The 24,285-nt window shown below is 52.0% G+C and carries 21 protein-coding genes and 1 riboswitch; of the genes, 8 read left to right on the top strand and 13 right to left on the bottom strand.

The annotated features are described in order from the left end of the window. Positions 1-131 precede the first annotated feature (131 nt). Positions 132-239, top strand: a riboswitch (TPP riboswitch). 32 nt (positions 240-271) lie between these two features. The 7 genes from thiC to yacG all read left to right on the top strand — a co-directional run bounded on the left by thiC (position 272) and on the right by yacG (position 7,805). Next, positions 272-2,140 (top strand): phosphomethylpyrimidine synthase ThiC, encoded by a 1,869-nt coding sequence (thiC, locus tag ACH5Y9_RS18575; RefSeq protein WP_171696694.1) that lies wholly within the window; start codon positions 272-274, stop codon positions 2,138-2,140. Positions 2,141-2,341: 201 nt separating this feature from the next. Beyond that, positions 2,342-4,057, top strand: coding sequence for a type IV-A pilus assembly ATPase PilB (gene pilB, locus ACH5Y9_RS18570; protein WP_171696693.1), 1,716 nt, complete (start codon positions 2,342-2,344; stop codon positions 4,055-4,057). Between the two features lie 2 nt (positions 4,058-4,059). Further along, on the top strand, positions 4,060-5,277 hold the full coding sequence (locus ACH5Y9_RS18565; RefSeq protein ID WP_205452935.1) for a type II secretion system F family protein: 1,218 nt from the start codon (positions 4,060-4,062) through the stop codon (positions 5,275-5,277). Between the two features lie 73 nt (positions 5,278-5,350). Continuing rightward, positions 5,351-6,217 (top strand): prepilin peptidase, encoded by an 867-nt coding sequence (locus ACH5Y9_RS18560; RefSeq protein ID WP_445367132.1) that lies wholly within the window; start codon positions 5,351-5,353, stop codon positions 6,215-6,217. A 3-nt stretch (positions 6,218-6,220) separates the two neighbouring features. Beyond that, the gene (gene coaE, locus ACH5Y9_RS18555; RefSeq protein ID WP_205452938.1) at positions 6,221-6,832 is read left to right on the top strand and encodes a dephospho-CoA kinase; all 612 of its coding nucleotides are present in this window, start codon (positions 6,221-6,223) and stop codon (positions 6,830-6,832) included. Continuing rightward, complete coding sequence (gene zapD / locus ACH5Y9_RS18550; protein ID WP_205452939.1) at positions 6,829-7,602, top strand: cell division protein ZapD; 774 nt, start codon at positions 6,829-6,831, stop codon at positions 7,600-7,602. Before coaE ends, zapD begins: the two co-directional genes overlap by 4 nt. Next, positions 7,602-7,805, top strand: coding sequence for a DNA gyrase inhibitor YacG (gene yacG / locus ACH5Y9_RS18545; RefSeq protein ID WP_205452940.1), 204 nt, complete (start codon positions 7,602-7,604; stop codon positions 7,803-7,805). Before zapD ends, yacG begins: the two co-directional genes overlap by 1 nt. Positions 7,806-7,821: 16 nt before the next feature. Here the strand turns inward: yacG and ACH5Y9_RS18540 are convergent, their stop codons facing one another. The 10 genes from ACH5Y9_RS18540 to ACH5Y9_RS18495 form a co-directional block, all read right to left on the bottom strand. Continuing rightward, on the bottom strand, positions 7,822-8,760 hold the full coding sequence (locus ACH5Y9_RS18540; protein WP_445367131.1) for a Nudix family hydrolase: 939 nt from the start codon (positions 8,758-8,760) through the stop codon (positions 7,822-7,824). A gap of 18 nt (positions 8,761-8,778) precedes the next feature. Next, a complete protein-coding gene (gene argJ, locus ACH5Y9_RS18535; RefSeq protein ID WP_445367130.1) occupies positions 8,779-9,993 on the bottom strand; it encodes a bifunctional glutamate N-acetyltransferase/amino-acid acetyltransferase ArgJ in 1,215 nt (404 codons plus the stop codon). Between the two features lie 489 nt (positions 9,994-10,482). Beyond that, positions 10,483-10,767, bottom strand: coding sequence for a hypothetical protein (locus ACH5Y9_RS18530; RefSeq protein WP_445367129.1), 285 nt, complete (start codon positions 10,765-10,767; stop codon positions 10,483-10,485). Positions 10,768-11,766: 999 nt separating this feature from the next. Then, on the bottom strand, positions 11,767-11,991 hold the full coding sequence (locus ACH5Y9_RS18525; protein ID WP_445367128.1) for a sulfurtransferase TusA family protein: 225 nt from the start codon (positions 11,989-11,991) through the stop codon (positions 11,767-11,769). Continuing rightward, positions 11,988-13,031: a tRNA (5-methylaminomethyl-2-thiouridylate)-methyltransferase gene (locus tag ACH5Y9_RS18520; protein WP_445367127.1), complete on the bottom strand. Its 1,044-nt coding sequence runs from the start codon at positions 13,029-13,031 to the stop codon at positions 11,988-11,990. Before ACH5Y9_RS18520 ends, ACH5Y9_RS18525 begins: the two co-directional genes overlap by 4 nt. 184 nt (positions 13,032-13,215) lie before the next feature. Beyond that, the gene (locus ACH5Y9_RS18515) at positions 13,216-14,970 is read right to left on the bottom strand and encodes a methyl-accepting chemotaxis protein (RefSeq protein ID WP_445367126.1); all 1,755 of its coding nucleotides are present in this window, start codon (positions 14,968-14,970) and stop codon (positions 13,216-13,218) included. A 118-nt stretch (positions 14,971-15,088) separates the two neighbouring features. After that, a complete protein-coding gene (locus ACH5Y9_RS18510; protein WP_445367125.1) occupies positions 15,089-17,635 on the bottom strand; it encodes a putative bifunctional diguanylate cyclase/phosphodiesterase in 2,547 nt (848 codons plus the stop codon). Continuing rightward, the gene (locus ACH5Y9_RS18505; RefSeq protein WP_129871332.1) at positions 17,632-18,054 is read right to left on the bottom strand and encodes a hypothetical protein; all 423 of its coding nucleotides are present in this window, start codon (positions 18,052-18,054) and stop codon (positions 17,632-17,634) included. Before ACH5Y9_RS18505 ends, ACH5Y9_RS18510 begins: the two co-directional genes overlap by 4 nt. Before the next feature lie 141 nt (positions 18,055-18,195). Next, the gene (locus tag ACH5Y9_RS18500) at positions 18,196-18,828 is read right to left on the bottom strand and encodes a response regulator (protein ID WP_445367124.1); all 633 of its coding nucleotides are present in this window, start codon (positions 18,826-18,828) and stop codon (positions 18,196-18,198) included. After that, positions 18,825-21,413 (bottom strand): PAS domain-containing sensor histidine kinase, encoded by a 2,589-nt coding sequence (locus ACH5Y9_RS18495; protein WP_445367123.1) that lies wholly within the window; start codon positions 21,411-21,413, stop codon positions 18,825-18,827. Before ACH5Y9_RS18495 ends, ACH5Y9_RS18500 begins: the two co-directional genes overlap by 4 nt. A 189-nt stretch (positions 21,414-21,602) precedes the next feature. On the opposite strand from ACH5Y9_RS18495, the gene ACH5Y9_RS18490 reads away from it, so the two are divergent. Continuing rightward, positions 21,603-22,760: a PilT/PilU family type 4a pilus ATPase gene (locus tag ACH5Y9_RS18490; protein WP_205454376.1), complete on the top strand. Its 1,158-nt coding sequence runs from the start codon at positions 21,603-21,605 to the stop codon at positions 22,758-22,760. A gap of 232 nt (positions 22,761-22,992) precedes the next feature. Here the strand turns inward: ACH5Y9_RS18490 and ACH5Y9_RS18485 are convergent, their stop codons facing one another. The 3 genes from ACH5Y9_RS18485 to lexA are packed head-to-tail and all read right to left on the bottom strand — an operon-like array spanning position 22,993 to position 24,153. Beyond that, entirely contained in the window at positions 22,993-23,316 is a 324-nt protein-coding gene (locus ACH5Y9_RS18485) for a Nif3-like dinuclear metal center hexameric protein (RefSeq protein WP_205452962.1), read from the bottom strand. Between the two features lie 48 nt (positions 23,317-23,364). Beyond that, positions 23,365-23,514, bottom strand: coding sequence for a hypothetical protein (locus ACH5Y9_RS18480; RefSeq protein ID WP_165385910.1), 150 nt, complete (start codon positions 23,512-23,514; stop codon positions 23,365-23,367). Positions 23,515-23,523: 9 nt separating this feature from the next. Then, positions 23,524-24,153, bottom strand: coding sequence for a transcriptional repressor LexA (gene lexA / locus ACH5Y9_RS18475; RefSeq protein ID WP_445367122.1), 630 nt, complete (start codon positions 24,151-24,153; stop codon positions 23,524-23,526). Between the last annotated feature and the right edge of the window lie 132 nt (positions 24,154-24,285).

Below are 24,285 nucleotides of genomic sequence, written 5' to 3'. Positions count from 1 at the left end.
GCTTATGATAGCAAGAGCGCCGGGAGGGATTGATGGGCTTTAAAACCCATTGTTTTATAAGCTTTTTGCGCCTTGGGAGCTTGGCGCTGCGCTTGCAATTGGCTCGATTATCATTTAACTTAGCAAGTCACCTGAAAGGCTAGGGGTGCTTTCCGCTGTATGCAAGCCCGGAAAGCTGAGAAAAACCCTTCGAACCTGAACCGGTTAACACCGGCGTAGGAAAGCCCTATCTTCCCTGCGCTTGCGATTTATTGATAGTTTGGAGATAAGCATGAGCGCTGTCCGCAATGAGATTACTACCGACACCGGTAGTAGCGTAAGAATTGATTCCTACCCCGCTTCCGAGAAAATTTATATCCAGGGCAGCCGCGCAGATATTCAAGTGCCGATGCGTAAAATCAGTATGTCGGATACCCCGGCCCACTTCGGTGCGGAAAAAAATCCGCCGATTTATGTTTACGACACCTCCGGGGTTTACACTGATCCGAATGTGGATGTGAATTTACATAAAGGCTTGGGTTCGATTCGTGGTAACTGGATTGCGGAGCGCGGCGACACAGAATTATTGAAAGGTCCGACCTCAAAGTATGGTCACGAGCGTTTACACGACCCGAAAACCGCGCACCTACGTTTCGAATTGACCCGTAACCCACGTCGTGCCAAATCCGGCCACAATGTCTCGCAAATGCACTATGCCCGTAAAGGCATCATTACTCCTGAGATGGAATACATCGCCATCCGCGAAAACCAAAATCTTGAAGCAATGCGCGACCGTTACCAAGGTCAGCATCCCGGTTTTTCCTACGGCGCGAACATTCAGTCGTTTATCACGCCAGAATTTGTTCGTTCCGAAGTTGCCAGAGGTCGTGCGATTATCCCGGCCAACATCAACCATCCCGAATTGGAGCCGATGATTATCGGCCGCAACTTTCTGGTCAAGATTAACGGTAACCTAGGTAACTCTGCCGTGACGTCTTCTATCGAAGAAGAGGTCGAGAAAATGCTGTGGGGCATCCGCTGGGGCGCTGATACCATCATGGATTTATCCACCGGCAAAAACATCCACGAAACCCGCGAATGGATCTTGCGCAACTCGCCGGTACCTATCGGCACCGTACCAATCTATCAAGCGCTGGAAAAAGTCGACGGTAAAGCCGAGGAATTAACTTGGGAAATCTTCCGTGACACATTGATCGAACAAGCTGAGCAGGGAGTGGATTACTTCACTATCCACGCCGGCGTGCGTCTGCATCACGTACCGTTAACCGCCAAACGCCTGACCGGCATCGTGTCGCGCGGCGGCTCCATCATGGCCAAATGGTGTCTAGCTCACCATACCGAAAGTTTCCTTTACACCAACTTTGAGGAAATCTGCGAAATCATGAAAGCCTACGACGTGTCGTTCTCGTTGGGCGACGGTCTGCGTCCGGGCTCGATTTACGACGCCAACGACGAAGCGCAATTCGGCGAACTGGAAACCCTGGGAGAACTCACGCAAATCGCCTGGAAGCATGACGTACAAACCATGATCGAAGGCCCCGGACATGTGCCGTTGCAAATGATCAAGGTTAACATGGACAAGCAATTGGAAGATTGCTACGAGGCGCCGTTCTACACCCTGGGTCCATTGACCACCGACATCGCCCCCGGCTACGATCATATTACTTCAGCGATTGGCGCTGCCAATATCGGCTGGTACGGCTGCGCAATGCTATGCTACGTCACTCAGAAAGAACACTTGGGTCTGCCGAACAAGCAGGATGTGCGCGAAGGCATCGTCACTTACAAGATCGCCGCCCACGCCGCCGACTTGGCCAAAGGCCACCCCGGCGCGCAGATCCGCGATAACGCCATGTCCAAGGCGCGCTTCGAATTCCGCTGGGAAGACCAGTTCAATCTGGCGCTCGATCCCGAAAAAGCCCGCTCTTTCCATGATGAAACTTTGCCGAAAGATTCCGCAAAAGTCGCGCATTTTTGCTCGATGTGTGGTCCGCATTTCTGCTCGATGAAAATCACCCAGGACGTGCGCAATTACGCCGAGCAAAAAGGTCTGGAAGAAGCCGAGGCCTTGAAAATTGGTATGGAAGAAAAGTCCAAGCAGTTCCTGGAAGAAGGTGCTGCGATTTATCACGAAATCTGATTCTTGTCCCATTCGTCGGCGGTGCTGTTCTTGGCACCGCCGGCCGTTCCAAATGATCGCCAGCTTAAAAACAGCGCTTGGCGGCATGCCAATATAACCATGTTAAAGTCTTGGGCATGGCTTGATGAGTTTGGATAAAATCCTTACTTCATCTATAGTTGCAGCACTTAGTTGCAGTAAAACCAATCCAGACTTTTTTTCATGGCGACAGCACCCACTAACATCCATTTCAGCGGCTTGGTCAAATGCCTGATTCAGAAAGGTTTGTTGACCGAGGAATCGGCGGCGACCTGTTTGCAGGAGGCGCAAAAGCGTAAACAAGCGTTTATCAGCTATTTGGTGGAACATAAGTATGCGGACAGCAAAACCGTGGCTACGCTGGCTTCGGCGGAGTTTGGTGTGCCGTTTTTCGATCTGGATGCCATAGACCCTTCATTCTTGCCGATCAAACTAGTCAGCGAGAAATTGATTCGCCAGCATCATGCCTTACCTTTATTCAAGCGCGGCAACCGCTTGTTTGTCGCCACCGCTGATCCGACCAATTTTCAGGCGCTGGACGAGATCAAGTTTCATACCCGGCACAATACCGAAAATATTCTGGTTGAAGAAGACAAGCTGATTCGCATGATAGACACGGCGCTGGAGGCTGCCGATACGTCGATGAAGGATCTGTTGGACGACGATCTGGACAATATCGATATTTCCGCAGGCGACGACAGCAAACCGGCCGACGAAGCAATAGGCTCGGATATTGATGACGCGCCTATCGTCCGTTTTGTGAACAAAATCCTGCTGGACTCGATCAAACGCGGGGTGTCGGACATACACCTGGAGCCTTTCGAGAAGAAATTCCGTATCCGTTTTCGGGCCGACGGTATTTTATCGGAGGTGGCCAGTCCGCCGGTGGGCATTGCCAACCGGATTATTTCCCGGCTGAAAGTCATGTCGAAAATGGACATTGCCGAACGGCGGGTGCCGCAGGACGGCCGGATCAAAATGCAGATTTCCAAGAACCGGGCCATCGATTTTCGGGTAAACACCTGCCCGACCTTGTTCGGTGAAAAAGTGGTAATGCGGATTCTCGATCCGACCAGTGCGCAAATTGGTATCGAGAAACTCGGCTTCGAACCCGACCAGCAGAAAAATTTTCTGGAGGCGATCCACAAGCCTTACGGTATGGTGCTGGTCACCGGGCCGACCGGTAGCGGTAAAACCGTATCGCTGTATACCGGGCTGAATATTTTGAACAGCATCGAAACCAATATTTCCACCGCCGAAGATCCCGTAGAGATCACCGTGGAAGGCATCAACCAAGTCAATGTCAATCCCAAGGCCGGCCTGACCTTTGCCGAAGCGCTACGGGCGTTTTTGCGGCAAGACCCGGACATCATCATGGTTGGCGAGATTCGCGACCTGGAAACCGCCAGTATCGCGGTCAAGGCGGCGCAAACCGGTCACATGGTGTTGTCTACCTTGCATACCAATGATGCGCCGCAAACCATCAACCGTTTGGTGCAAATGGGCATAGAACCGTTCAATATTGTTTCGGCGGTGATTTTGATCATGGCACAACGGCTGGCGCGGCGCTTATGCGAGCATTGTAAGCAAGAAGTTGATTATCCGGAAAGCACCTTGCTGTCGGCCGGGTTTAAGCAGGAGGAAATCGGTACGTTTAAAGTCTACGGTCCGGTGGGTTGTGAACATTGCAATAACGGTTACAAGGGCAGGGTAGGTATCTACCAAGTAATGCCTATCACCGAAAAAATGCGTGCGCTGATTTTGAACGGCGGTAATTCCATGCAAATGGCGGAATTGTCAAAAAGTGAAGGAATCAACGATTTAAGAATGTCGGGGCTGTTAAAAATTAAGCAAGGCGTCACCTCGCTGCAAGAAATTGACCGGGTCACCAAGGAATAATCATGGCAAAGCAAGACGAACAAATCGAGTTCAATTGGGACGGTTTCGATAGGCAAAACAAGAAAACCAAAGGCACCATCAGCGCCAAGAGCGAGGTCATTGCGCGCACCGAATTAAGGCGGATGGGCATTCGGGTCATCGGTATCAAAGCCAAGTCCAAGCCCTTGTTCGGTGCCAGAGTGCAGAAAATCACGCCCGGCGACATCGCGGTGTTCGCCAGGCAGTTGGCGACGATGCTGGCCGCTGGTGTGCCTTTGGTGCAATCGTTCGACATTATCGGCAAGGGACACGACAATGCCAGTATGTCGGAGTTGCTGTTATCGATAAAAGCCGATGTGGAAGGTGGCGATACCCTGGCCCAGGCCTTAAACCGTAAGCCACTGTATTTCGATGCGCTGTTCTGCAATTTGGTCGAAGCCGGCGAACATGCCGGGGTATTGGAAACTTTGCTCGACAAGATTGCCACCTACAAAGAAAAAACCGAATCGATCAAAAAGAAGGTTAAAAAAGCATTGACCTACCCGATTGCAGTGTTGGTCGTGGCGTTTATCGTCACCGCGATTTTGCTGATTTTCGTGGTGCCGGTGTTTGAGGATTTGTTTAAAGGCTTTGGCGCCGACCTACCGGCATTTACCCAATTTGTTATTGAGCTGTCGGCGTGGGTGCAGGAATGGTGGTGGGCGGTGATTGGCGTGATCGCCATTACCGCTTACGTGTTCAATTATTTTAAAAAGCGCTCGAAGGCGTTTAACCATTTTCTCGATAAAACTTTGCTGAAAATCCCGGTTGTCGGGATGATTCTGGAAAAATCGGCCATCGCTCGTTTTGCGAGAACGCTGTCAACGATGTCTGCGGCTGGCGTACCCTTGGTTGAAGCACTGGTTTCGGTGGCAGGGGCTTGCGGCAATATTTTATTTTACGAAGCGGTGATGGCTGTGCGCGACGACGTTTCCACCGGCCAGCAATTGAAGTTTGCCTTGGAGACCACCGGCATGTTTCCGAATATGGTGGTGCAAATGGTGGCGATCGGCGAGGAGTCCGGTTCCATTGATGCGATGCTGGACAAAGTAGCCGACTTTTACGAAGAAGAAGTGGATAACCTGGTCGATAACTTGAGCAGTTTGATGGAGCCTATCATCATGGTGATCCTGGGCATTTTGGTCGGCGGTTTGATCGTCGCGATGTATCTGCCTATCTTCAAGCTGGGCGCGGCTATTTAGTTTTGCTACTCCCCGGTACTCTTTATCGTTGCGCCGAGTACCGGGGCCGAATTACGGATATTCTCTCTTCCTCATGGTTTTTGCCACTCTACAACAATATCCGCTGTTTCTGATCAGCGTCGTTTGCGTGCTGGGCCTTCTGGTCGGCAGCTTTCTGAACGTGGTGATCTACCGTTTGCCGGTCATGATGCAGACGGGTTGGCGGCGCGAATGCCGGGAATATTTGCAGCTCCCACAGGATCAGGCAAGCGAAGTGTTCAACCTGATGTTGCCGGCCTCGCATTGCCCGTCGTGCAAAACCGAAATCAAAGCCTATCAAAACATTCCGGTCATCAGTTACCTGTTGTTGGGCGGTAAATGCGCACATTGCGGGGTGAAAATCGCCATCCGTTACCCGCTTATCGAAGCGTTTACCGGTTTATGTTCGGCCGTGATGGCTTGGCATTTCGGTTACGGTTGGGCTTTAGCGTTTGCATTGCCTCTGACTTGGTGTTTGATCGCATTGAGTTTTATCGACATCGATCAGCAATTATTACCGGACTCGATCACGCTGCCGATGCTGTGGCTGGGCCTGTTGTTAAGCCTGTTTGATATATACACGAATAGCCACGACGCGATCATCGGTGCGGTGGCTGGCTATTTGAGCCTGTGGAGCGTTTATCAACTTTTTAAATTGCTGACCGGCAAGGAAGGGATGGGGTATGGCGATTTCAAACTGCTGGCGCTGTTCGGTGCCTGGCTGGGCTGGCAATATCTGCCGCTGATTATTCTCCTGTCATCTTTGGTGGGCGCGGTCATCGGTATCGCGATGATCGTGTTCGGCAAACGCGATGCCGGCAAACCGATACCCTTCGGGCCTTATCTGGCTATGGCTGGCTGGCTGGCGATGTTGTTCGGGCCGGAGCTGAATGCCTTATATCTGCATAGTGCCGGTTTGTAGGCGATGCTGAAGATTGGTCTGACGGGCGGCATAGGCAGCGGTAAATCCACGGTTTGCCGGTTGTTTGCCGAATTTGGCGTTCCCATTGTCGACGCAGATCTGATTGCCCGACAGTTGGTCGAGCCGGGGCAGCCTGCTCTGTCGATGATCGCTAGATCTTTTGGGCAACAGATGCTTAACCAGGACGGTAGCCTGAATCGCGCCAGACTGCGCGATGCGGTATTCACTGATAGGGACAAAAAGCGTGAATTGGATGGCATCATGCATCCCTTGGTCTACGCGCAAATCGCGGCGGAGGTAAATACTCTAGCGTCCGACTATTGCATAATTGCCGTGCCGCTGCTGCTGGAGTCGAAAAATCCCTATGCCGTGGATCGAGTGTTAGTAATCGATTGCCCGGTGGATGTGCAAATAGCGCGGGTTACCGCGCGCGATAAACTTACTCGCCAGCAAGTGCAAGCCATCATCGACAGCCAAATGAGGCGGCAAGACCGCTTAAGCAAAGCGGACGATGTCATCGAGAATATCGCCGGCCCGGAGCAACTTGCAGAACAGGTTAAAAGACTGCACAATTCCTACACTTTATTAGCCACCGTCAGGACACAATCGGCTTGAATACACAAACTATCTACGAATTCCCTCTCAATGAACGAATTCGGGTGTTTATGCGCTTGGAGCAACTCTTTCAACAGCTCAGTCACTTCATGTTGGGCGCTTCGGTCTTCGATAAACGCGCCGCCATTTCGGTTTTACTCGACATCTTGATGATCTTCAGCCGCAGCGACTTGAAATCCGAGTTGATCAAAGAGCTGGATAGGCACACCAAAGTATTGAATCAACTGGCGCATACCCACGGCGTCGATGATGAAAAATTGCAGGAAATACTGCTCGAGCTGAATCAAGCCAGCCGTAATCTGTATAGCGCGAACGGCAAAATCGGCATCAGCGTAATGGAAAGCGATTTGTTTCAAAGTATCTCGCAGCGCAACTCCATCCCCGGCGGCAGCTGTTCTTTCGATTTGCCGGCCTTTCATTACTGGCTGGAGCAACACGAAGCCGAGCAGCAAAAAGACCTGGAACGCTGGACTCAACCGTTCGTGGATATTCGGGTGGCGATCGATTTGATCCTGGGTTTTATCAGGCAAAGCAGCGTGCCCACCCAGGAACTTGCCAAGGCCGGATTTTTCCAATTGGCGCTGGATAATAAAAATCATCCGGTGCAACTGCTTCGAGTTGGCTTGGCGGCTGATACTCCGTGTTTTGCCGAGATCAGCGGTGGCAAGCATAGGTTCAGCATTCGTTTTATGAACCCGTCTGTCGATGAAAACCGGCCCAGCCAAACGCTGGACGATATCGAGTTTTCTTTGACCCGCTGCATGTTCTGATGGCCACGAATACCCCGACTACGGTGGCATGCCCCACTTGTCGCAAGCCGGTCGCCTGGATAGCCGCCGAACTATTCAAGCCGTTTTGTTCTGAGCGCTGCAAAATGATCGATTTGGGCGATTGGGCTACCGAAGCTCACAAAATCCCCGGTCCGCCGCTGCTTGACGAAGACGGCGAAAATTCGGATTTCGAATCCTACTAAGCCGGATTTTATCCTGCTAATCTGTCGCTAAAAAGGTGCTGATGCCGGCTATGCCCTGAGCGCCGGCGGCAAGTGCTTTGTCTAGGTCGTGCCTCCCCAAACCGCCCAAGGCAAACACCGGCAAATTGATGTGCTCGAGCAATTCGGTCAAGGCCTGCCAGCCTAGCGGCGTGGCGTCCGGATGGGATGCGGTCGCTTGGATGGGCGCCAAAATCGCAAAGTCCAGGCCCAGCGCTTCTGCGTGTTTCAGTTCATCAAGGTTATGACACGATGCCGCTACCCAGCGGTAGCCGTTTGGCCGTTCATGACAGGCCAGCAAAGCGCGGCTGCTCAGGTGCAGGCCTTGCGCCTGAACTGTATCGACAGGCAAATCGGCGTTGACTAGCAAGTTAACCTGTTGCTTTCGGCAAAGCTGAGAAACTTGCTCGAAGACAATTTGCAAATCGGCAATAGGTAAAGACTTAACCCGAAATTGCAGCAGTTTGACGCCGGCCGCCAAAATTCGTTGGCAATTGTCCCATGCTTCGGCAGCGTTGCGGCCTTCCAGGATGGCGTAATAATGCGGAAGTTGCGCGGCGGCGATGATGGGGATGTTGGCGGCCGGAAAACTGAACTCTCTGAGTTGTTCGGCGTCAATCCAGCGCATGGCCTGGCCTTCGCAGCCTCTGGCCTGGCCGGTAAAAGCCGTGACGTTCCAAACATCCAGCAATACCTGCCTGTCGCCGTAATCATGGTTGATTTTGATCAGCGGCGTCGCGGTTTGTACCTGAATACCGACTTCCTCCGCCAGTTCACGGGCTAGTGCTTGCTGTACCGGTTCATCGGCTTCCAGTTTACCGCCCGGAAATTCCCACAAGCCGCCTTGATGCGCGTGTTTGGCCCGCTGGGTAATCAAAATCTTGCCGTCGCCGTCGCGGATTACGCCGACCGCGACATGCAGGCACTGCTTAGGCATGGACATGCTTTCCCGCGCTTAGGTACGGTATTCAGCGTTGATTTTGACGTAATCGTAGGAAAAATCGCAGGTCAACACTTCCTCGCTAGCTGTGCCTCGTCCCAGTCTAACCGTGACAACGATTTCCTCCTGATTCATCACACGTTGGCCGTCTTGCTCGGTGTAAGAGCGGGCTCGGCCGCCGTTTTCGACGATGCACACGGTGCCCAGATAAATTTCGATTTTATCCAAGTCCATGTTTTCGACCCCGGCCCGACCGACCGCCGCCAGAATCCGCCCCCAGTTCGGATCGCTGGCGAAGAAGGCGGTTTTCACCAGCGGCGAATGGGCGATGGTTTTAGCGACTTGCACCGCCTCGGCGCTATCGCGGGCTTGCTCGACGACGATGCGCATCAGCTTGGTCGCACCTTCGCCGTCCCGAATAATCAGTTCAGCCAGGCGTTTGCAAACTGTCATCACGGCCTCGGCGAAGGCCGCATACTCCGCACTGCCGGCCAGAATTTCCGGCGCCGAGCTACTACCGCTGGCCAGCAATACGCAGGCATCGTTAGTCGAGGTATCACCGTCTACGGTAATCCGATTAAAGGATTTTTCCGCCGTCGCGCTCAGGCACTGTTGCAACAGAGATTGTTCGATATTGGCATCGGTGGCGACAAAACCCAGCATGGTGGCCATATTGGGTTGAATCATGCCAGCGCCCTTGGAAATGCCGGTGATCGTCACCGGATGCCCGGCGATATCGATGATGAGCGAAGCGCCCTTGGGAAAGGTGTCTGTCGTCATGATGGCGCGCGCGGCTTTGTCCCAATGCGCTTCGGCCAAATTCGCAACGGCGCTCGGCAACGCTGCCGTGAGCTTTTCCACGGGCAGTGGTTCGCCGATGACGCCGGTCGAGAACGGCAACACTTGTTGTGCCAAGGCCTCGACTTCGCCGGCCAGATTGGCGCAGCAGGCAAAGGCATCTTGCAGGCCTTGCTTACCGGTGCCGGCATTGGCGTTGCCGGAATTGACCAGCAACCAGCGCGGATTTTGCGATAAATGGGCTTTGGCGATATGTACCGGCGCCGCGCAAAAGGCATTTTGGGTAAACACCGCCGCGCAACTGCCGCCCTCCGCCATTTCGATGACTAAAATATCGTCACGAACGGTTTGTTTGATGCCGGCATTGCAGGTGCCGAGTTTGATGCCTTTGACGGCATGCATGGTGGGGAAGTCGATTTGTCCTACTGCCATTGTTGTAGCCTAATTTAAATTGATTAGTCGCTCTAGTTTGTGTCGCTATCGCGACGAATATTTTAATGTCGGTTCGCGGACCGACAACCGCGATACTTTCTTTTGCGTCGCCAAAAGAAAGTATCCAAAGAAAAGGCGACCCGGATGCCGCTTTTATCCTGCGCTCCTCGCTTTTGAACGGGGTTGCCGAAAGGGGCTCCTGCCCCTTCAGCAACGCGATGCATCCCTGCATCGCCCCTGCGGGCTGATCCGTCCAAAAGCTCCGGTGCTCGGCGCGGCATACGGGACAAAACCATCCCGGAATTTGGCGATTAACTACTGCCCCAAAGCCTTTTGTCTCACCCTCGTAGGGTGCATTAGCGATAGCGTAATGCACCGAATAATCGAAGGCCAGCATGCGGCGCAATACGACTTCGCCTATTGACGCCCTACGGATTGCGCCTTACCGCGTTGAGGCACATCGCTGAGAATATCAGGGTAATGTGGTTGTTATACGTCTTGCAGAATCTGCACGATTGCCTGGCAAGAAATAGAAATAGCTGCTAGTACCGCGCCGATGGCATTCCAGAATGATTGTGCACGGAAGGTGCCGGACATATCCCAGCCATCTAGACTAACTCCTGCCAAATTCGGTTCTTCGCCGAGTTTTTTTGCCTTGGCTATGCGTCGATTTATTTCCTTTTCCCGGCTTACCTTTACTACACTCGCCCAGAGCCAGGCACCTGCTGAAAGAAAACCAAAGAATATGGACGCTATGCTCAGATAAGTAGCCACATTTGTCCTCTCATGTTCTGTATAAAAAACATATAACTTGGCACGTAACCGGCTATCCACGAAACCCAGCGTAGTGGGTGGTTCGAATTGACGCAGTGGTTAGGCCAGAAAGTAAACTCCTAATCCCCTTATATTTCTTTTATGTCAGACCTTTTCTTTCCAGAATTACTACTCAGGAAGCTATCAAGGTACGACTTGCTCTCGAAAACGAAAGTATGCACAGTCCCATGCCATTCGATGTATCGCACTGCAGAACCTGGCGAACAGCACCCCGGCTTCATTTTTAATTTAGCAACCTTTACCGCTTGTCTATAAGGCCAAAAACTTAACAATAAAAGTATCATTCCAGCAATAAAACCTATCAGACCACTGTTTGATGCACTTGCAGCAAAATACCAAGTAACAATTCCAAACAGAAAACCAGGTAGAATCCAAATGCCAGCCCTCTCGAAGATTACCTTATGTTTTAAACAAGACGAACAATATGGTACTTCCCACCAAGACGTTTTAGTTGTACGCACCCTTTTTCCAGTCGTTCGTGATGCCGATGCTTTAAGATGATTATCTGCAGAATCACCACAACATGCGCATTTCCGTGGCCATGTCAATAAATTTGCGGAAATCTGGAATCGATAAGCCATGATGTATTATGTCCCTTTTCTATGCCTACAAGTGATTAAGTGGTTTCTGTGTATCATCTAGTGTTCGCAAATACATCGTTCCTTTCTATCTCGACGGTTTCCCTCCCGTATGCCGCGCCGAGCACCGGAGCTTTCGGCGGGAATAGCCCGTAGGGGTGCGGCATGGATGCCGCACGTCGACAGAGGGGCAGGAAGCCCCTTCTGTCGATCCCCGTCGAAAGCTTCGGCGCGCAGGATCAAAGCGGCATCCGGGTGTCTTTTCTTTTGGATACTTTTCTTTGGACAAGCAAAGAAAAGTATCTCGGCTGTCGGGCCGAGACCCGACTTCTAAAATCCGTCGCGATAGCGACACAAATACTCAACCCACTTCCAAAACAATCACATACTCCCCATCACCCGTACGAGTCTCCAAAACCTTATGCCCATTAATCCGACACCAAGCCGGAATATCCTGCATCACTCCAGGATCGGTACATTCCACAGTCAACACATCACCGGCTAGCAAGGTCTTGACCTTGTCCTGAGTGCGGATCACCGGCAAGGGGCAGAGCAAGCGGCGGGCGTTCAAAACATGTTCACTCATACGAACCACTCCTGTGGAATGTCGTCGGCAAGCAAAGGCTTCACAAACACATTGCGTTCTGCTCCGTCCCGCTCGCGGATGGTCACTTCCACTTGTTCGGCTTCGCGGCCTTGGCCGTAGCGCGCGGTAATCTGCGCGGCTTGCAGCAGATCGTCTTCGCTGGGTGTGCCGTCGATCAAGGCTAGCGGGCCGCGATGGCTGGCGCAGTTCATACTGATAAATTCTTTTTTATAACCGCTCATGAAGCGGGCTTCACCGTCTTCGCGCGCTATGATGACTTTGAAATGTGGTTTGGGGCGGATATGCCGGCCTACTTTCAGTAGCATCACATCGTCCAGATCGTAATCGCGTTCGCCGCGGGCTTTCCATAGATCAACCAGCTTTAATGAATAGGCTTCGTCGGTCAAGAAACAACAGCCGCCGGCGGGTTGGGCGTAGTTGGTAAAGCCGTATTCTTTCGCCAAGGTCATTTGCGGTTTGCGTGACCGGCCGCTGAAACCAAACATTTTCTCACGGCTGATCCAGCCTTCGCGTTCCGGTAAGGTGGCGGGTAAATTTTGCGCGGACAAGGGGCGGACCAGTAAATCGTCGGCACCGGACTGGGCCGCGACGATGGGCATGGTTTGCTTGCGCTGCGACATGGGGCGTTGGCCGACCACTTCGCCGGTGATGATGAAATCGAAGCCGTTTTCCACCATCCACTGTTTGGCCTTGTTGACCATGAAAATCTTGCAATCCAGGCAAGGGTTTAGGTTGGCACCGTAACCGTGCTTGGGGTTTAGAAGGACGTTTTTGTATTCTTCGATAACATCGATGATATGCAGTTTGATACCCAACTGCTCGGCCACCCACAGCGAGTTGTTGCGCTTGACCTTGTCGGCGTCTTGCTTGCGTATCGCGTGCGTGTGGCCTTCCACGCAAAAGCCGGTGAAAAAATTGATGCCCTCGACGTGGATACCTTGCTCAAGGATGGCTTGGGTAGCCAGCATGGAGTCCAGGCCGCCGGAAATCAGCGCCACCGCTTTTCTTTGTTGACTCATAACTCAGATGTCTAGCAGGAAAAACGCCGCATTATACTGTGGATTTCAGCAATATGCGGCTGTCAGCAACGTGGGCAAACAATTAATTGGGCAACTTTCGGTGGGAAAATCCACCAAAAAATCAGGGGTTTGCCTTGGTGGGTCGGTGATTCGCCGGCCGCTGACGGCCGGCGAAGCGATGGCTTTAAATTCTAAAATGGCCAACCGTCTGGCGTAATTGATTGGCCAGTTCAAGCAACTCGTGGCAGGCATCGGCGGTGTGTTTGGCGCCGCTTGAGGTTTCTTGGGACACATGGCTGATATTGCTGACATTACGGTTAATTTCTTCCGCGACCGCTGTCTGTTGCTCTGCGGCGGTGGCGATCTGATTATTCATGTCGTTGATGGTAAATATTCTCTCGCTGATGGTATTGATCGAATCACCTGCCGAAGCGGCTTGCTCAACACTGGAGGCGGCGCGTTTTCTGCCGTTTTCCATCACCGAAACCGCTTGTTTCGCCCGGCCTTGCAACCTTTCTATGGTTTGGCGGATTTCCAGCGTCGAGTTTTGCGTGCGGCTGGCCAAGGTGCGGACTTCATCCGCCACCACTGCAAAGCCGCGGCCTTGCTCGCCGGCGCGGGCCGCTTCAATGGCTGCATTCAACGCCAATAAATTGGTTTGCTCGGCGATGCCCTGAATCACGCTTAATACTTCGCCTATGCTGTTGCTGTCGGTTTCCAGATCGTGAATCACATTGGCGGCATTTTCCACTTCGGTGGCTAATTCGTTAATGCCGCCAACCGCTTGCGTAACGATATTTTTGCCTGACGTCGCTTCCCGGTCCGCATTTTCGGCGGCTTCGGATGCTTTGACCGCGTTTTTGGCAACCTCTTGTACAGTCGATGTCATTTGTTTCATCGCATTAGCCACCAGCGTGGTTTCTTGCAATTGCTTCTCTACGCCTTGTTGGGTGGATTGGGTGATGGTTGCCAGTTTGTTGGCTGCCTGCGCTAGCCGGTCGCTGGTCACGCTGATTTCTTCAACGGTTTTGGCGATTTTCTTCACGAAGGCATTAAAACTGGAGGCCACCCAGGCAAACTCGGATTTACCCGACGCGCTGAGCCTGGCGCGCAAATCGCCGTCTCCGCTGCAAATGGCTTGCAGGTTCAGCGCCAATGCAGTCAGTGGGCCGATGATGATTTTGCTCATCACCAGATAACCGGTGATACCGATGATTAAAAGCGTCAAACCCAAAAAGCCGACTGCGTAAAACACGGTTTGCTTCAACTCGCTAAAGGCGTTGCTAAAAGGAGTGATGATTTCGAATGCGCCGTGCAAGTCGCCGGTCCGGCGGTTTTCCATGGCATAACCGAGTAAATCCTGGCCCTTGCCGTTGCCCCATAAGGCTTGCGAGGTTTGCGGGTCGCCGTGACAAAGCTCGCATTGTTTGGTCATTTTCACCGGTCTGAAATAGCGAATTTCTTGTTTCTCTTCGTCGACCATGCTGTATTCAGTTAGCGCCGGGTCTTTTTTGAATTTGTCCAAAACCTGTTGTTCCAGTTGGTCCGGCATGTTTCTGGGCGGATTGCGCGGATTCAGTGCCGGCGCTTTAAAACGAAAACCGCCTTCCTTGGCTTTGGCTTCTATCACGTCCCAGGCATTGGCGGTGGGGACGGTCGCGATAATCAACGACCGGCGGCTGGCTTCATCCTTGCCTTGCACCAACTGCCGGAGGTACTCCGGCGAGTAAAGGCCGCTTTCCCAATTTTTGGCTACATTGTCGCGAATCGATTCGGAAAGCAGCAGCAATTGCCGGGACGATTCAATCTTGCGGTCTATCAGTTTTTGTTTTTCGATGTTGGCAAACATCAACAACAAGCCCAAGCTCAGGACGAAGAGTATGCCCGTGGTAATGGCTACCACTTTGACTCCCACCGAATGCCAGTTCATTAAGAACATAAGATTTCCCCCGTTAAATTTATTGTTATAAGAGTGAGTGAAACGGCAGATGGATGATCAAACATGCCATGTCGCCAAGTCGTGTAGAAAATCAATGAGGGCTTAAAATGACGGCCATTTAGCTGCCGTTGCGGATGTTTTCCGGTCGAATCGCCCGGTTCAAGCTGTGTATTACACGTTCGAATTCAGGTAAGGGCATGGGTTTGCCGAACAGGTAGCCTTGAAAGGCATCGCAGCCTATACGCTCCAGGCAGATGCGTTGATCCTGGGTTTCCACCCCTTCCGCAATCACATTCAGGCCCAGGTTGTGGCCCATGCCGATAATGGTTTGGGCAATGACCGCATCGTTAGGGTCAACGATAAGGTCACGCACAAAGCTTTGATCGATTTTGAGTTGGCTAAGCGGCAACTTCTTTAGATAACTCAGTGAGGAATATCCGGTGCCGAAGTCGTCCATCGAAAAACGTACGCCCAATGATTTCAGCGTTTGCATTTTTTCAATGGCGTCTTCGACATCGTGCAATACCATGCTTTCGGTCAATTCCAGTTTGAGTTTTGCCGAGTTGGCGCCCGAGTTGTTAAGAATTCGGCAGATCGATTCGACGAAATCGGCTTGACGGAACTGTCTGGCGCTTACATTGACGGCAAGCTGTAAATGCTGGGTGAGCGGATTTTGTTCCCAGGCCTTGAGTTGCTCGCAGGCGCATTGCAACCCCCATTCGCCGATGGGCAGAATCAAGCCGGATTCTTCGGCTAGCGGGATAAACTCGGCCGGCGAAATCATGCCTTTTTGCGGATGTTTCCAGCGTAATAGCACTTCTGCGCTAAAAATCTGGGCGTTTTTATCGACCTGGGGTTGGTAATGCAGGCTTAGCTGATCTTGGGCCTGGGCATGGCGTAAATCGAACTCCAGCAATACGCGCGATTCCAATAAGGCCTGCATCTGTGGATCGAAGAAACGCAGCGTGTTGCGGCCGGCATCCTTGGCCTGGTACAGCGCCGCGTCGGCGCGCCTCAGCGTGTCGTCGAACGAGTTGTTGTGTTCGTCGAATATGGCAATGCCGATACTGATGGAGCCGAGATGTTCCTTGCCGTTTAACAACATGCCGGTATTGATGGCGCACAATATTTTGTGTGCAACGTCTTCGGCATTCGCGGTTGCCTCGGCTTGCGCGCTGCCCAGATTTTCCAGCAGCACGATAAATTCGTCGCCGCCCAGCCGGGCAACGGTATCGCCTTGACGAACGCAGGCTTTTAGGCGCGAGGCAATTTCTATTAGTAGCTGATCGCCGATTTGGTGGCCCTGGGTATCGTTAATCGTTTTGAAATTATCGACATCTATCATCAACACCGCGCCGTGCTTACGCGCGCAACGGCTGTTGTGTAAAGCCTGCTGTAGCCGGTCTTGCAACAGGCGGCGATTGGGCAGGTCGGTGAGCGGATCGTAATAAGCCAGGCGGTGAATGGCGGCTTGCGCTTCCTTGTGCTGGCTAATGTCGGTAAAGGCCGCCACGTAGTTGCAAGTGTGGCCGTCCGCGCCGGTTACTACGCTGATTGTCAGCCACTTCGGGTACACGTCGCCGTTTTTACGCCTGTCCCACACCTCGCCTTGCCAGAATTTTTCGCGCTTGAGAGCGGCCCACATTTCCCGGTAAAACTCTTGGCCGTGACGGCCGGATTTTAAAATCGAGGGTTTGTTGCCGATGACTTCGTCCGGCTGATAACCGGTCAGCCGGGTGAAGGCGTTGTTGACGCGCAAGATGATATTATTTTCATCGGTAATCATGATCCCTTCCTGGGACTCGATAGCGCGCTCGGCGATGCGCAATTGGCTCTCCGCCCAGCGGATGTTGCTGATGTCCCGGCTAATCACCACCATGCCTTTGCGTTGGCCGTTTTCCTGGTAAATCGGCGTTTTGCGTACCTCTATTTCGATCAAGCGGCCCTCGTCGTTGAGAATATGATCTTCAAACATGATCAAGTGTCCGGCCTTCCATACCGCTTCTTCATCCGAAAATAGTTTTATATGCTTGTCCAGTGCGTCCGGCTGTTGATCGGCCAGTTCCAGATAGGTCTTGCCCTGCCAATCCATACCGTCAAATCGGAATAACTGTTGCGCGTGCTCATTGGCGAATAACAAGCGGCCGTCGCCGTCTTTGAACAGAATTGCGTCGGGAATGGCTTCTATCAGGCTGATGAGTTGCTGGCTGAGGGCTTTTAGCTTGCTTTCGCTTTCCTGTAGGTCCTGTTGCGCCTGCGTGCGCACTGCAATTTCGGCTGCCAGTTGCCGATTGCTCGGTAGTTTCAATGCATGCGGCACCAACTTGATCAACAATATTGCCGCTGCCAGGGAGATGGCCGCCGTCAAGGCTTTTATGGCGGTATCCAACCAGTACAAGGGTTGCCAGATCAGGAAGATGGACATCAAGTGCGATGCCCCGCAGGCCAGAATAAATGAGCTGAACATCAAATAGATGCCGCGAAATTTCAGGTCTCGGCGCTGTGATACGACATAAGCCAGAATGACGGCAATCGCGAAATAGGCCAGAGTGATTAAGGCATCGGAAATCACATACGACCACAGCAGGCCGGGCGTCCACTTTAGGCAAAACCCGTGCGGCATCAGTCCGCCCGCACTGAAAAAATCGAAGAATGGTGTTTTCACGCTAATTTTCCAGCACGGTTTGGTCCGGACGTAACCGTGGGTGGGTTTTGCGTATCGGGCAATCCTTGGCTAAACGCGGCTTTGTGCGCTCCAGGCACATGGTGGGTGGTGCGAATGTAGGGGGTGTGTTTGCTGAAGTATTTATCGAATATGCCGGTATCGAAAATCTGATGTACGTCGCCGCCACAGCCTTGCAGATTCAGCTCGACGCCGGCCTGCATCCAATCGCAGATTAGCGAGATGGTGGCGATGCCGCACATATTGAATGTAGGGATATTCTCGAGTGTTATCCTGGCGCCGGCGCGCGTATTGACTTTGGTGTGAGCCTTGCATGACGCCAGTAATTCATGGCATTTTGCAAACTCCAACGTGTTACGGATAGTCACCTCAAACCATTCACCTGTTACCGATACTTGCATAGATGAACCCCGATGCATTCAAAATTCTGGATCCTGCATCATATTTAAATGTAGAGCGGCTGAATATCAGTCAATCCGAAATTTCAGGCAGGTAAAAGTGTAATTTGTTGTAGGCTATTTCCTTCTTATGCGGGCATGGGACTACATATTCAGGCGGTGTGCATCATAGTAGCGGATCAATTCGGCGTTATTGCTGATGTGCAATTTTTCAAACAGCCGGGCTTTGTATGTACTGACAGTCTTGTTGCTGATTGCCAGGTCCCTGCCGATGTCGTTCAGGCTTTGGCCTTTAGCCAGTAACTGCAAGATTTGAAACTCGCGTTCGGATAGTTTTTCATGCGGTTTGCTTGGCTCGGAGCTCTCGAATTCAAATACCATTTTTTCGGCGAGTTTAGGGTCGATAAATCGGCCGTCGCCGGCAACTCGGCGGATGGCTGTCAGTAAGGTTTCCGGGTCGTTATCCTTGGTTAGATAGCCATTCGCACCGGTTTTTAATGCGCGCGAGACGATTTGCAATTCGTTGTGCATGCTCAAAATCAGGATGGGCAATGCCGGATATTGGCCGCGAATCCGGCTGATCATCTCCACGCCGCCAAGATCGGGCATGGTCAGATCCAGTAGCACCAGATCAACGGCGTTTTCAGCGAGAAAACTCAACAGTTGTTGGCTATTTTCGGCTTCGCCGACGACGGTAATATCGGTGGAGAGTGCGAATAGTTGTTTCAGACCGCCCCGCACAATGGCATGGTCGTCGGCAATAATTAATCGGATCATAGTTCTGGTCTTTTAGGGTTAGCCGGGATACGTACCTGGATAGAGGTACCTTGGCCCGGGGCACTGGAAATACTGGTTTCTCCGCCCAACATCAAGGAGCGTTCACGTATGCCGATCAGGCCAAAAGACTTGGTCTTAGTGGGCGCATGGGTGTCGAAACCACGACCATTATCGTCAATTTTCAGGCAATAGTGGTCCTTATCCAAATTGACGGCAATTTTTACCTTGCTGGCTGCCGCATGCCGCAGCACATTGGTCAGCGATTCTTGGGCGATGCGAAAAATCACGATTGCGCATTCCTCGTCCATATCGAAATCATCTTCCGGATACAACAGATCGCACTGAATCCCGGATTGTTCCGCGAATTTCCTTACCAGCCACTCCAAAGCCGGCACGATTCCCATTTCTATCGCCGAGGGACGTAGGGAGGTTGCCACGTCGCGGGTAACCTGGATGGTTTGGTCCAGCAACTCCATAATGTTGCGGATTTGTTCGGCCAGCTCCCGGTTGTTGATGGCGAATTTCATGCGCAGCAGCGACATTTCCATGCGCAGGGCAGTCAACATTTGTCCCAGCTCGTCGTGAACTTCACGGGCCATGTGCTTGCGTTCTTCTTCACGGGCCTTTTCCCGACGAGCGGCCAGTTGCCGTAATTGCAAGCGGGACGATTCCAGGTCTTTTTCTATTATTTTCAGCTCGGTGATGTCCTGCGATGTGCCTATGCCGCGCACGAAACTGCCATCCCCGGCAAATACCAGATCGGCGCGTTCCCTCAGCCATTTTATTTTACCGTTCGCCACGATACGGTGTTGGATGTCGTAAGGCGCGCCACGCATGGCCGCTTCCCAGGCGTGGCGCACGTAATGTCGGTCAGCCGGATGGACACATTTCAAGAAGCGCTCGTAGCTTATCGGCGTGCCCAAAGGCATGCCGAAAATTCGGTAATTTTCGTCAGACCATTTCAGAGAATGTTCTCTAAGATTCAAGGACCAACTGCCCAAATGCGCCTGGGCTTGGGCGTGAGCCAGATGCGCTTCGCTTTCGCGCAAGGCATTTTCGATCAACTTAAAATTGCTGACATCTCTGTTAACCCCGACGATTTTTTGCCCGCCGCTCTTGGGATCGCCGGCTATGATGGCTGAAGCCTGAATGAAGCGTAAGGCGCCGTCGCTTTGCCGGCGAATCCTAAATTCCCAATGCTTTTCCTGCTGGTCTCGAATCAGCTTGCGCAGGGTGGCTTCGGTGCGCGGTAAGTCTTCAACCACCACCAAGGCAGACCAGGTCTGGTAGTCTATGGGCGTTCCCACAGGAATGCCGAACATTTCGTACATGCGTTCATCCCAATCCCCGACGCCCAACGCCAGATCCCACTCGCAAATGCCGATTGCGGCGGCTTTGGTGGCCAAGCTCAAGCGTTCGCTGTAATTGCGGAGTCGCTCCTCCGCGCTGCGGCTTTCGGTTATATCGCGTGCCAGACCGATGGTGCCCAGCACATCGTCTTTATCGTCGACGATGGGGGCTTTGATTGTTTCGGTCCAGGTTTCCCGTCCAGCGTCGAAGGCTCTCTCGGTCAGCGATATTTGTTGCCGAGTCAGCATCACTTCTTGGTCAACCGCGCGGTAATGCTCGGCCAGGCCTTCCGGCCAGATATCGAAATCAGTCACATCGTTTGAATCGTGCAGATGGTCGATGCCCACGGCGTTTAGCCAATGTTTGTTGGCTTGAATATATTTCCCGTTTCTGTCCTTCATCCAGGCCAAGAACGGCAAGCTATCGTACATGGCACGCAGACGGGCTTCCGATTCGCTAACCCGTTTTTGTGCAGACTTCAATGCGGTAATGTCGGTCACCAAGACGAAAAATCCTTTTACTTGCCCTGCTGCGCCATCCGGCAAATAGGCGGATTGGGTATGGCGAACTGCGCCCGCGACATTGACGATGGTACGCTCAAAATACTGCGGTTCTCCTTTCAGAACGGCATCGATAAACGGCTTATTCAGCGTGTATAGATGATCGCCGATGACTTCGCGAATATGTTTGCCGAGCAAGTTTTCCGAAGTAAAGCCGAACCATTCTTCATAGGCTTTGTTGCCAAATTTGTTGATAAGATTTTTGTCCCAGTAGCCGATCATCGCCGGCATATGGTTGAGGACGGAGCCCAAGTTATGTTGGCACTCTAAAATTTTGGCATGTTTCTCCGGGTTATTGGGCACCGGAATGTCCGAAAGTATCGTTAGCCACGCCGATATAGTGCCATGCCGGTCTGCTAGGCCTCGACCGCTAACGCTGACGCGGACTGCGCTGCCGTCTGCGCGCTTTACAATTAATTCGATAGCCTCTTCCGTCATGCCTGGGTCAACAGGCTGGAAACACGGTAAAAGCGCAATGGGAAAAGGCGTGTTGCCGTCGGCGGTAAACAGGTAATGTCGATTCTCCCAATCGGCTGTTGAGCCAATCCCCAGCATAAGTTCAGCGGCGCGGTTGACGCAGACGATTGTGTGCGTCGTGTCGAAAACAATGACGGCTTCTTTAATGCTGTCTATGATCCCGTAAAGCAAGTCGGTTTCATGGGCAAAATTACTCAAGTTGAGTCGGCGGTTTGGCATCTCGACGAATTAGTAATGGTTTGGGAAGGCAAGCATAAACGAGCTACTACATTTTTCGGTGAAGAAATTAACAGGCATTTTTTAGGCAACCGAGCGAATAGCGTCCCGGCTTCACTTGTGGGCGGATTGGCCTACACTTTGGGCATTATCAATTCGAGAGCCGCCCGCATGGAATTTAAAGACTATCTAAAAATCCTCGTCCAACACGATGGTTCGGACCTTTACCTGACGGCGGGCGCTCCACCGGCGGCCAAGTTCCAAGGCAGCTTAAAACCGCTGGAAAACGTCAAACTTAGCCGTGAACGCATCAAGGAAATTGCTGACGGCATCATGGACGCCGAGCAACGCGCTGCCTTCGAACAGGTGCCGGAAATGAATCTGGCGATCACCGAAGAAGGAATCGGACGGTTTCGGGTGAATATTTTTAAACAGCGCAATTGCCATGCCTTGGTAATCCGCAACATCAAGGTCGATATTCCCAGTGCCGATGCCTTGGGCTTGCCGCAAATCCTCAAAGATAAAATCATGGAAAAGCGCGGGCTGATTTTGTTCGTCGGCGGCACCGGTTCCGGTAAATCCACGTCATTGGCAGCCTTGATAGATTATCGCAATAGCAACTCATCCGGGCATATCATTACCATCGAAGATCCTATCGAGTTTGTGCATCCTCATAAAAAATCCTTGGTCAATCAACGCGAAGTCGGTGTCGATACCCTCAGTTATGAGGATGCATTGAAAAACACTCTGCGGCAGGCGCCGGATGTGATTCTGATTGGCGAAATTCGCAGTCAGGAGACCATGGAACACGCTTTGGCTTTTGCCGAAACCGGGCATTTGTGCTTGTCCACGTTACACGCCAATAACGCCAATCAGGCCTTGGACCGGATCATCAACTTTTTCCCGGAAGAGCGCCGTCCGCAGTTGTTGATGGACTTGTCCTTGAATCTGCAAGCGTTTATTTCCCAACGCCTCGTGCCTACTGTCGAAGGAAAGCGGGTGGCGGCTATCGAAATTTTGCTGGGCACTAAATTGGTCAGCGATTTGATCCATAAAGGCGATATTCACGCCATCAAGGAAGCGATGGAAAAATCCGAAAATATCGGCATGCAGACTTTTGACAGCCATTTACTCAAGCTCTACAAAGGCGGCGTGATCACCTTGGAGGAGGCCTTACGCAATTCGGACTCGCCGAACAATTTAAAACTTAAAATCAATTTGAGCGAAGGTTTGGGGTCGGCGACCAAAAAGCCCAGTTCGTTGGCCGGCGGTCTTGCTTTGGAAGAAATCACCAAGAAAGAGGGCGATGAGGATAGTGGGGGGCATTAAGGAAATTCCAAAGAATTTCTCAAAAATCTTTGCTTTGTCGTTGCCACGAAAGTGGCAAGCCGGCAAGTTCAAAAACTGGATTTCCTGTTGTGGGAATAGCGGGGCTATCAAGACATAAAAGCCGACGATAGGCCATTTTACCAGCGAGTGGCAATCGATAGATTTCGTCTGGATGGCTTCGAATCCCAATGGAATCAGCTTGTGCACAGATCCTAAAACTGATTTGAACAGGCTAGGATAAGTCTGCGATGCTGAGGATTTTATAAACCTCGTAGGCTGGCTGCTGATAAGGGTGGCAAGCCAGCAAGGTTTGCACCACCGTTTTTATCAAATCATCGGCGCAGACCATTTCTATCTTATATTCGGCGACCTGCTCAATTTTACCGATACTGCCCAGATAGGGTTCGCTACCGGCAAGAGGCCGGAATTGGCCCTCTCCCAGCACTTGCCAGGCGCAACTATCATAATCGCCGATACGCCCGGCGCCCTGCTCGAACAGCGCTTGTTTTAGCTGCTCGGCATGGCTCACCGGCACATAAAAACTCAGCTTATACATAGTGCCGGGTGCCAGGTGGTCATGCCATGCAGCTTATGGTTACGAACATCAGCCGGTAGCCAGTAAAAACACGCCCCACAGCACCACTACCAACGTAATTTCCTCGATCATGTTGATGGCGGCCTGTCTGTCCGCCCTGTTCAGCATGGCTGTTTGATTGGCTTTTTGATCGCGCATATGAACGGATTGATGAAGCATAATCTCCTCCTAGTGGTGGTTGGTATAGCTACGCATTTGTCCGACTAATACCCCTTGTATTTCCACTTGCTCGGGCCGGTAACGCATGGCCTGCATCGTGGAATTGGCGGGGATTAGCAGGGTTTCGTGTGGATACTGCTCAATAAATTTCAATGTTGCTTCGGCTTTTTCGATCAATGCCACGACGATTTCGCCGTTACGGGCATGGCTGCGTTGTTCGATGATGACCCAGTCTCCGTCGAAGATGCCTTCTTCCTGCATCGAATCCCCCTTTACTTTCAGTACATAACAAGGGTTTTCGGTTTTCAATTCTTCCGGCACTGCCATATAAGAAATGTTTTCGATCGCTTCTATCGGCCTGCCGGCGGCTATGGTACCGACAAAAGGTAACATGCCGGATGCTTCGGTTTTGTTGACCAGCGATTTGGCGTGTTCGGTCAGGCGGATGCCGCGTTGCTTGCGCTGCGGCGCTTCGATCAAATCGGCATCGATTAGCGCCTTAATCTGGCTATGCAATGAACCGCGTGATTTCAAGCCCATCGCCGCGCACAATTCTTCCAATGTCGGCGGATGACTGAATCGCTCCTGGTTTTGTAGCAGGAAGTCGAAAATTTCTTGTTGTTTACGGGTAAGCGTCATATTTGTTCTGTGTTTGTTTTGATAAAGCATACAACTAAAACAAATACAGAACAAATAATTTTTTTCGTTACCGGAAAAATTTTCTATCGATGGGCTGTTGCTGCTTGGGTGAGGTAAAGCGGTCTTCTCGAA

The organism is Methylomonas sp. BW4-1, assembly GCF_052474385.1.
Note: the sequence above shows the minus strand (reverse complement) of the source record. Positions and strands in the feature narration are given on the sequence as shown.

Bases quoted from the DNA above. Each gene is read 5' to 3' on its own strand.
- thiC (WP_171696694.1), top strand. From the start codon at position 272: ATGAGCGCTGTCCGCAATGAGATTACTACCGACACCGGTAGTAGCGTA.
- pilB (WP_171696693.1), top strand. From the start codon at position 2,342: ATGGCGACAGCACCCACTAACATCCATTTCAGCGGCTTGGTCAAATGC.
- ACH5Y9_RS18565 (WP_205452935.1), top strand. From the start codon at position 4,060: ATGGCAAAGCAAGACGAACAAATCGAGTTCAATTGGGACGGTTTCGAT.
- ACH5Y9_RS18560 (WP_445367132.1), top strand. From the start codon at position 5,351: ATGGTTTTTGCCACTCTACAACAATATCCGCTGTTTCTGATCAGCGTC.
- coaE (WP_205452938.1), top strand. From the start codon at position 6,221: ATGCTGAAGATTGGTCTGACGGGCGGCATAGGCAGCGGTAAATCCACG.
- yacG (WP_205452940.1), top strand. From the start codon at position 7,602: ATGGCCACGAATACCCCGACTACGGTGGCATGCCCCACTTGTCGCAAG.
- ACH5Y9_RS18540 (WP_445367131.1), bottom strand. From the start codon at position 8,760: ATGCCTAAGCAGTGCCTGCATGTCGCGGTCGGCGTAATCCGCGACGGC.
- argJ (WP_445367130.1), bottom strand. From the start codon at position 9,993: ATGGCAGTAGGACAAATCGACTTCCCCACCATGCATGCCGTCAAAGGC.
- ACH5Y9_RS18525 (WP_445367128.1), bottom strand. From the start codon at position 11,991: ATGAGTGAACATGTTTTGAACGCCCGCCGCTTGCTCTGCCCCTTGCCG.
- ACH5Y9_RS18520 (WP_445367127.1), bottom strand. From the start codon at position 13,031: ATGAGTCAACAAAGAAAAGCGGTGGCGCTGATTTCCGGCGGCCTGGAC.
- ACH5Y9_RS18515 (WP_445367126.1), bottom strand. From the start codon at position 14,970: ATGTTCTTAATGAACTGGCATTCGGTGGGAGTCAAAGTGGTAGCCATT.
- ACH5Y9_RS18505 (WP_129871332.1), bottom strand. From the start codon at position 18,054: ATGCAAGTATCGGTAACAGGTGAATGGTTTGAGGTGACTATCCGTAAC.
- ACH5Y9_RS18500 (WP_445367124.1), bottom strand. From the start codon at position 18,828: ATGATCCGATTAATTATTGCCGACGACCATGCCATTGTGCGGGGCGGT.
- ACH5Y9_RS18490 (WP_205454376.1), top strand. From the start codon at position 21,603: ATGGAATTTAAAGACTATCTAAAAATCCTCGTCCAACACGATGGTTCG.
- ACH5Y9_RS18485 (WP_205452962.1), bottom strand. From the start codon at position 23,316: ATGTATAAGCTGAGTTTTTATGTGCCGGTGAGCCATGCCGAGCAGCTA.
- ACH5Y9_RS18480 (WP_165385910.1), bottom strand. From the start codon at position 23,514: ATGCTTCATCAATCCGTTCATATGCGCGATCAAAAAGCCAATCAAACA.
- lexA (WP_445367122.1), bottom strand. From the start codon at position 24,153: ATGACGCTTACCCGTAAACAACAAGAAATTTTCGACTTCCTGCTACAA.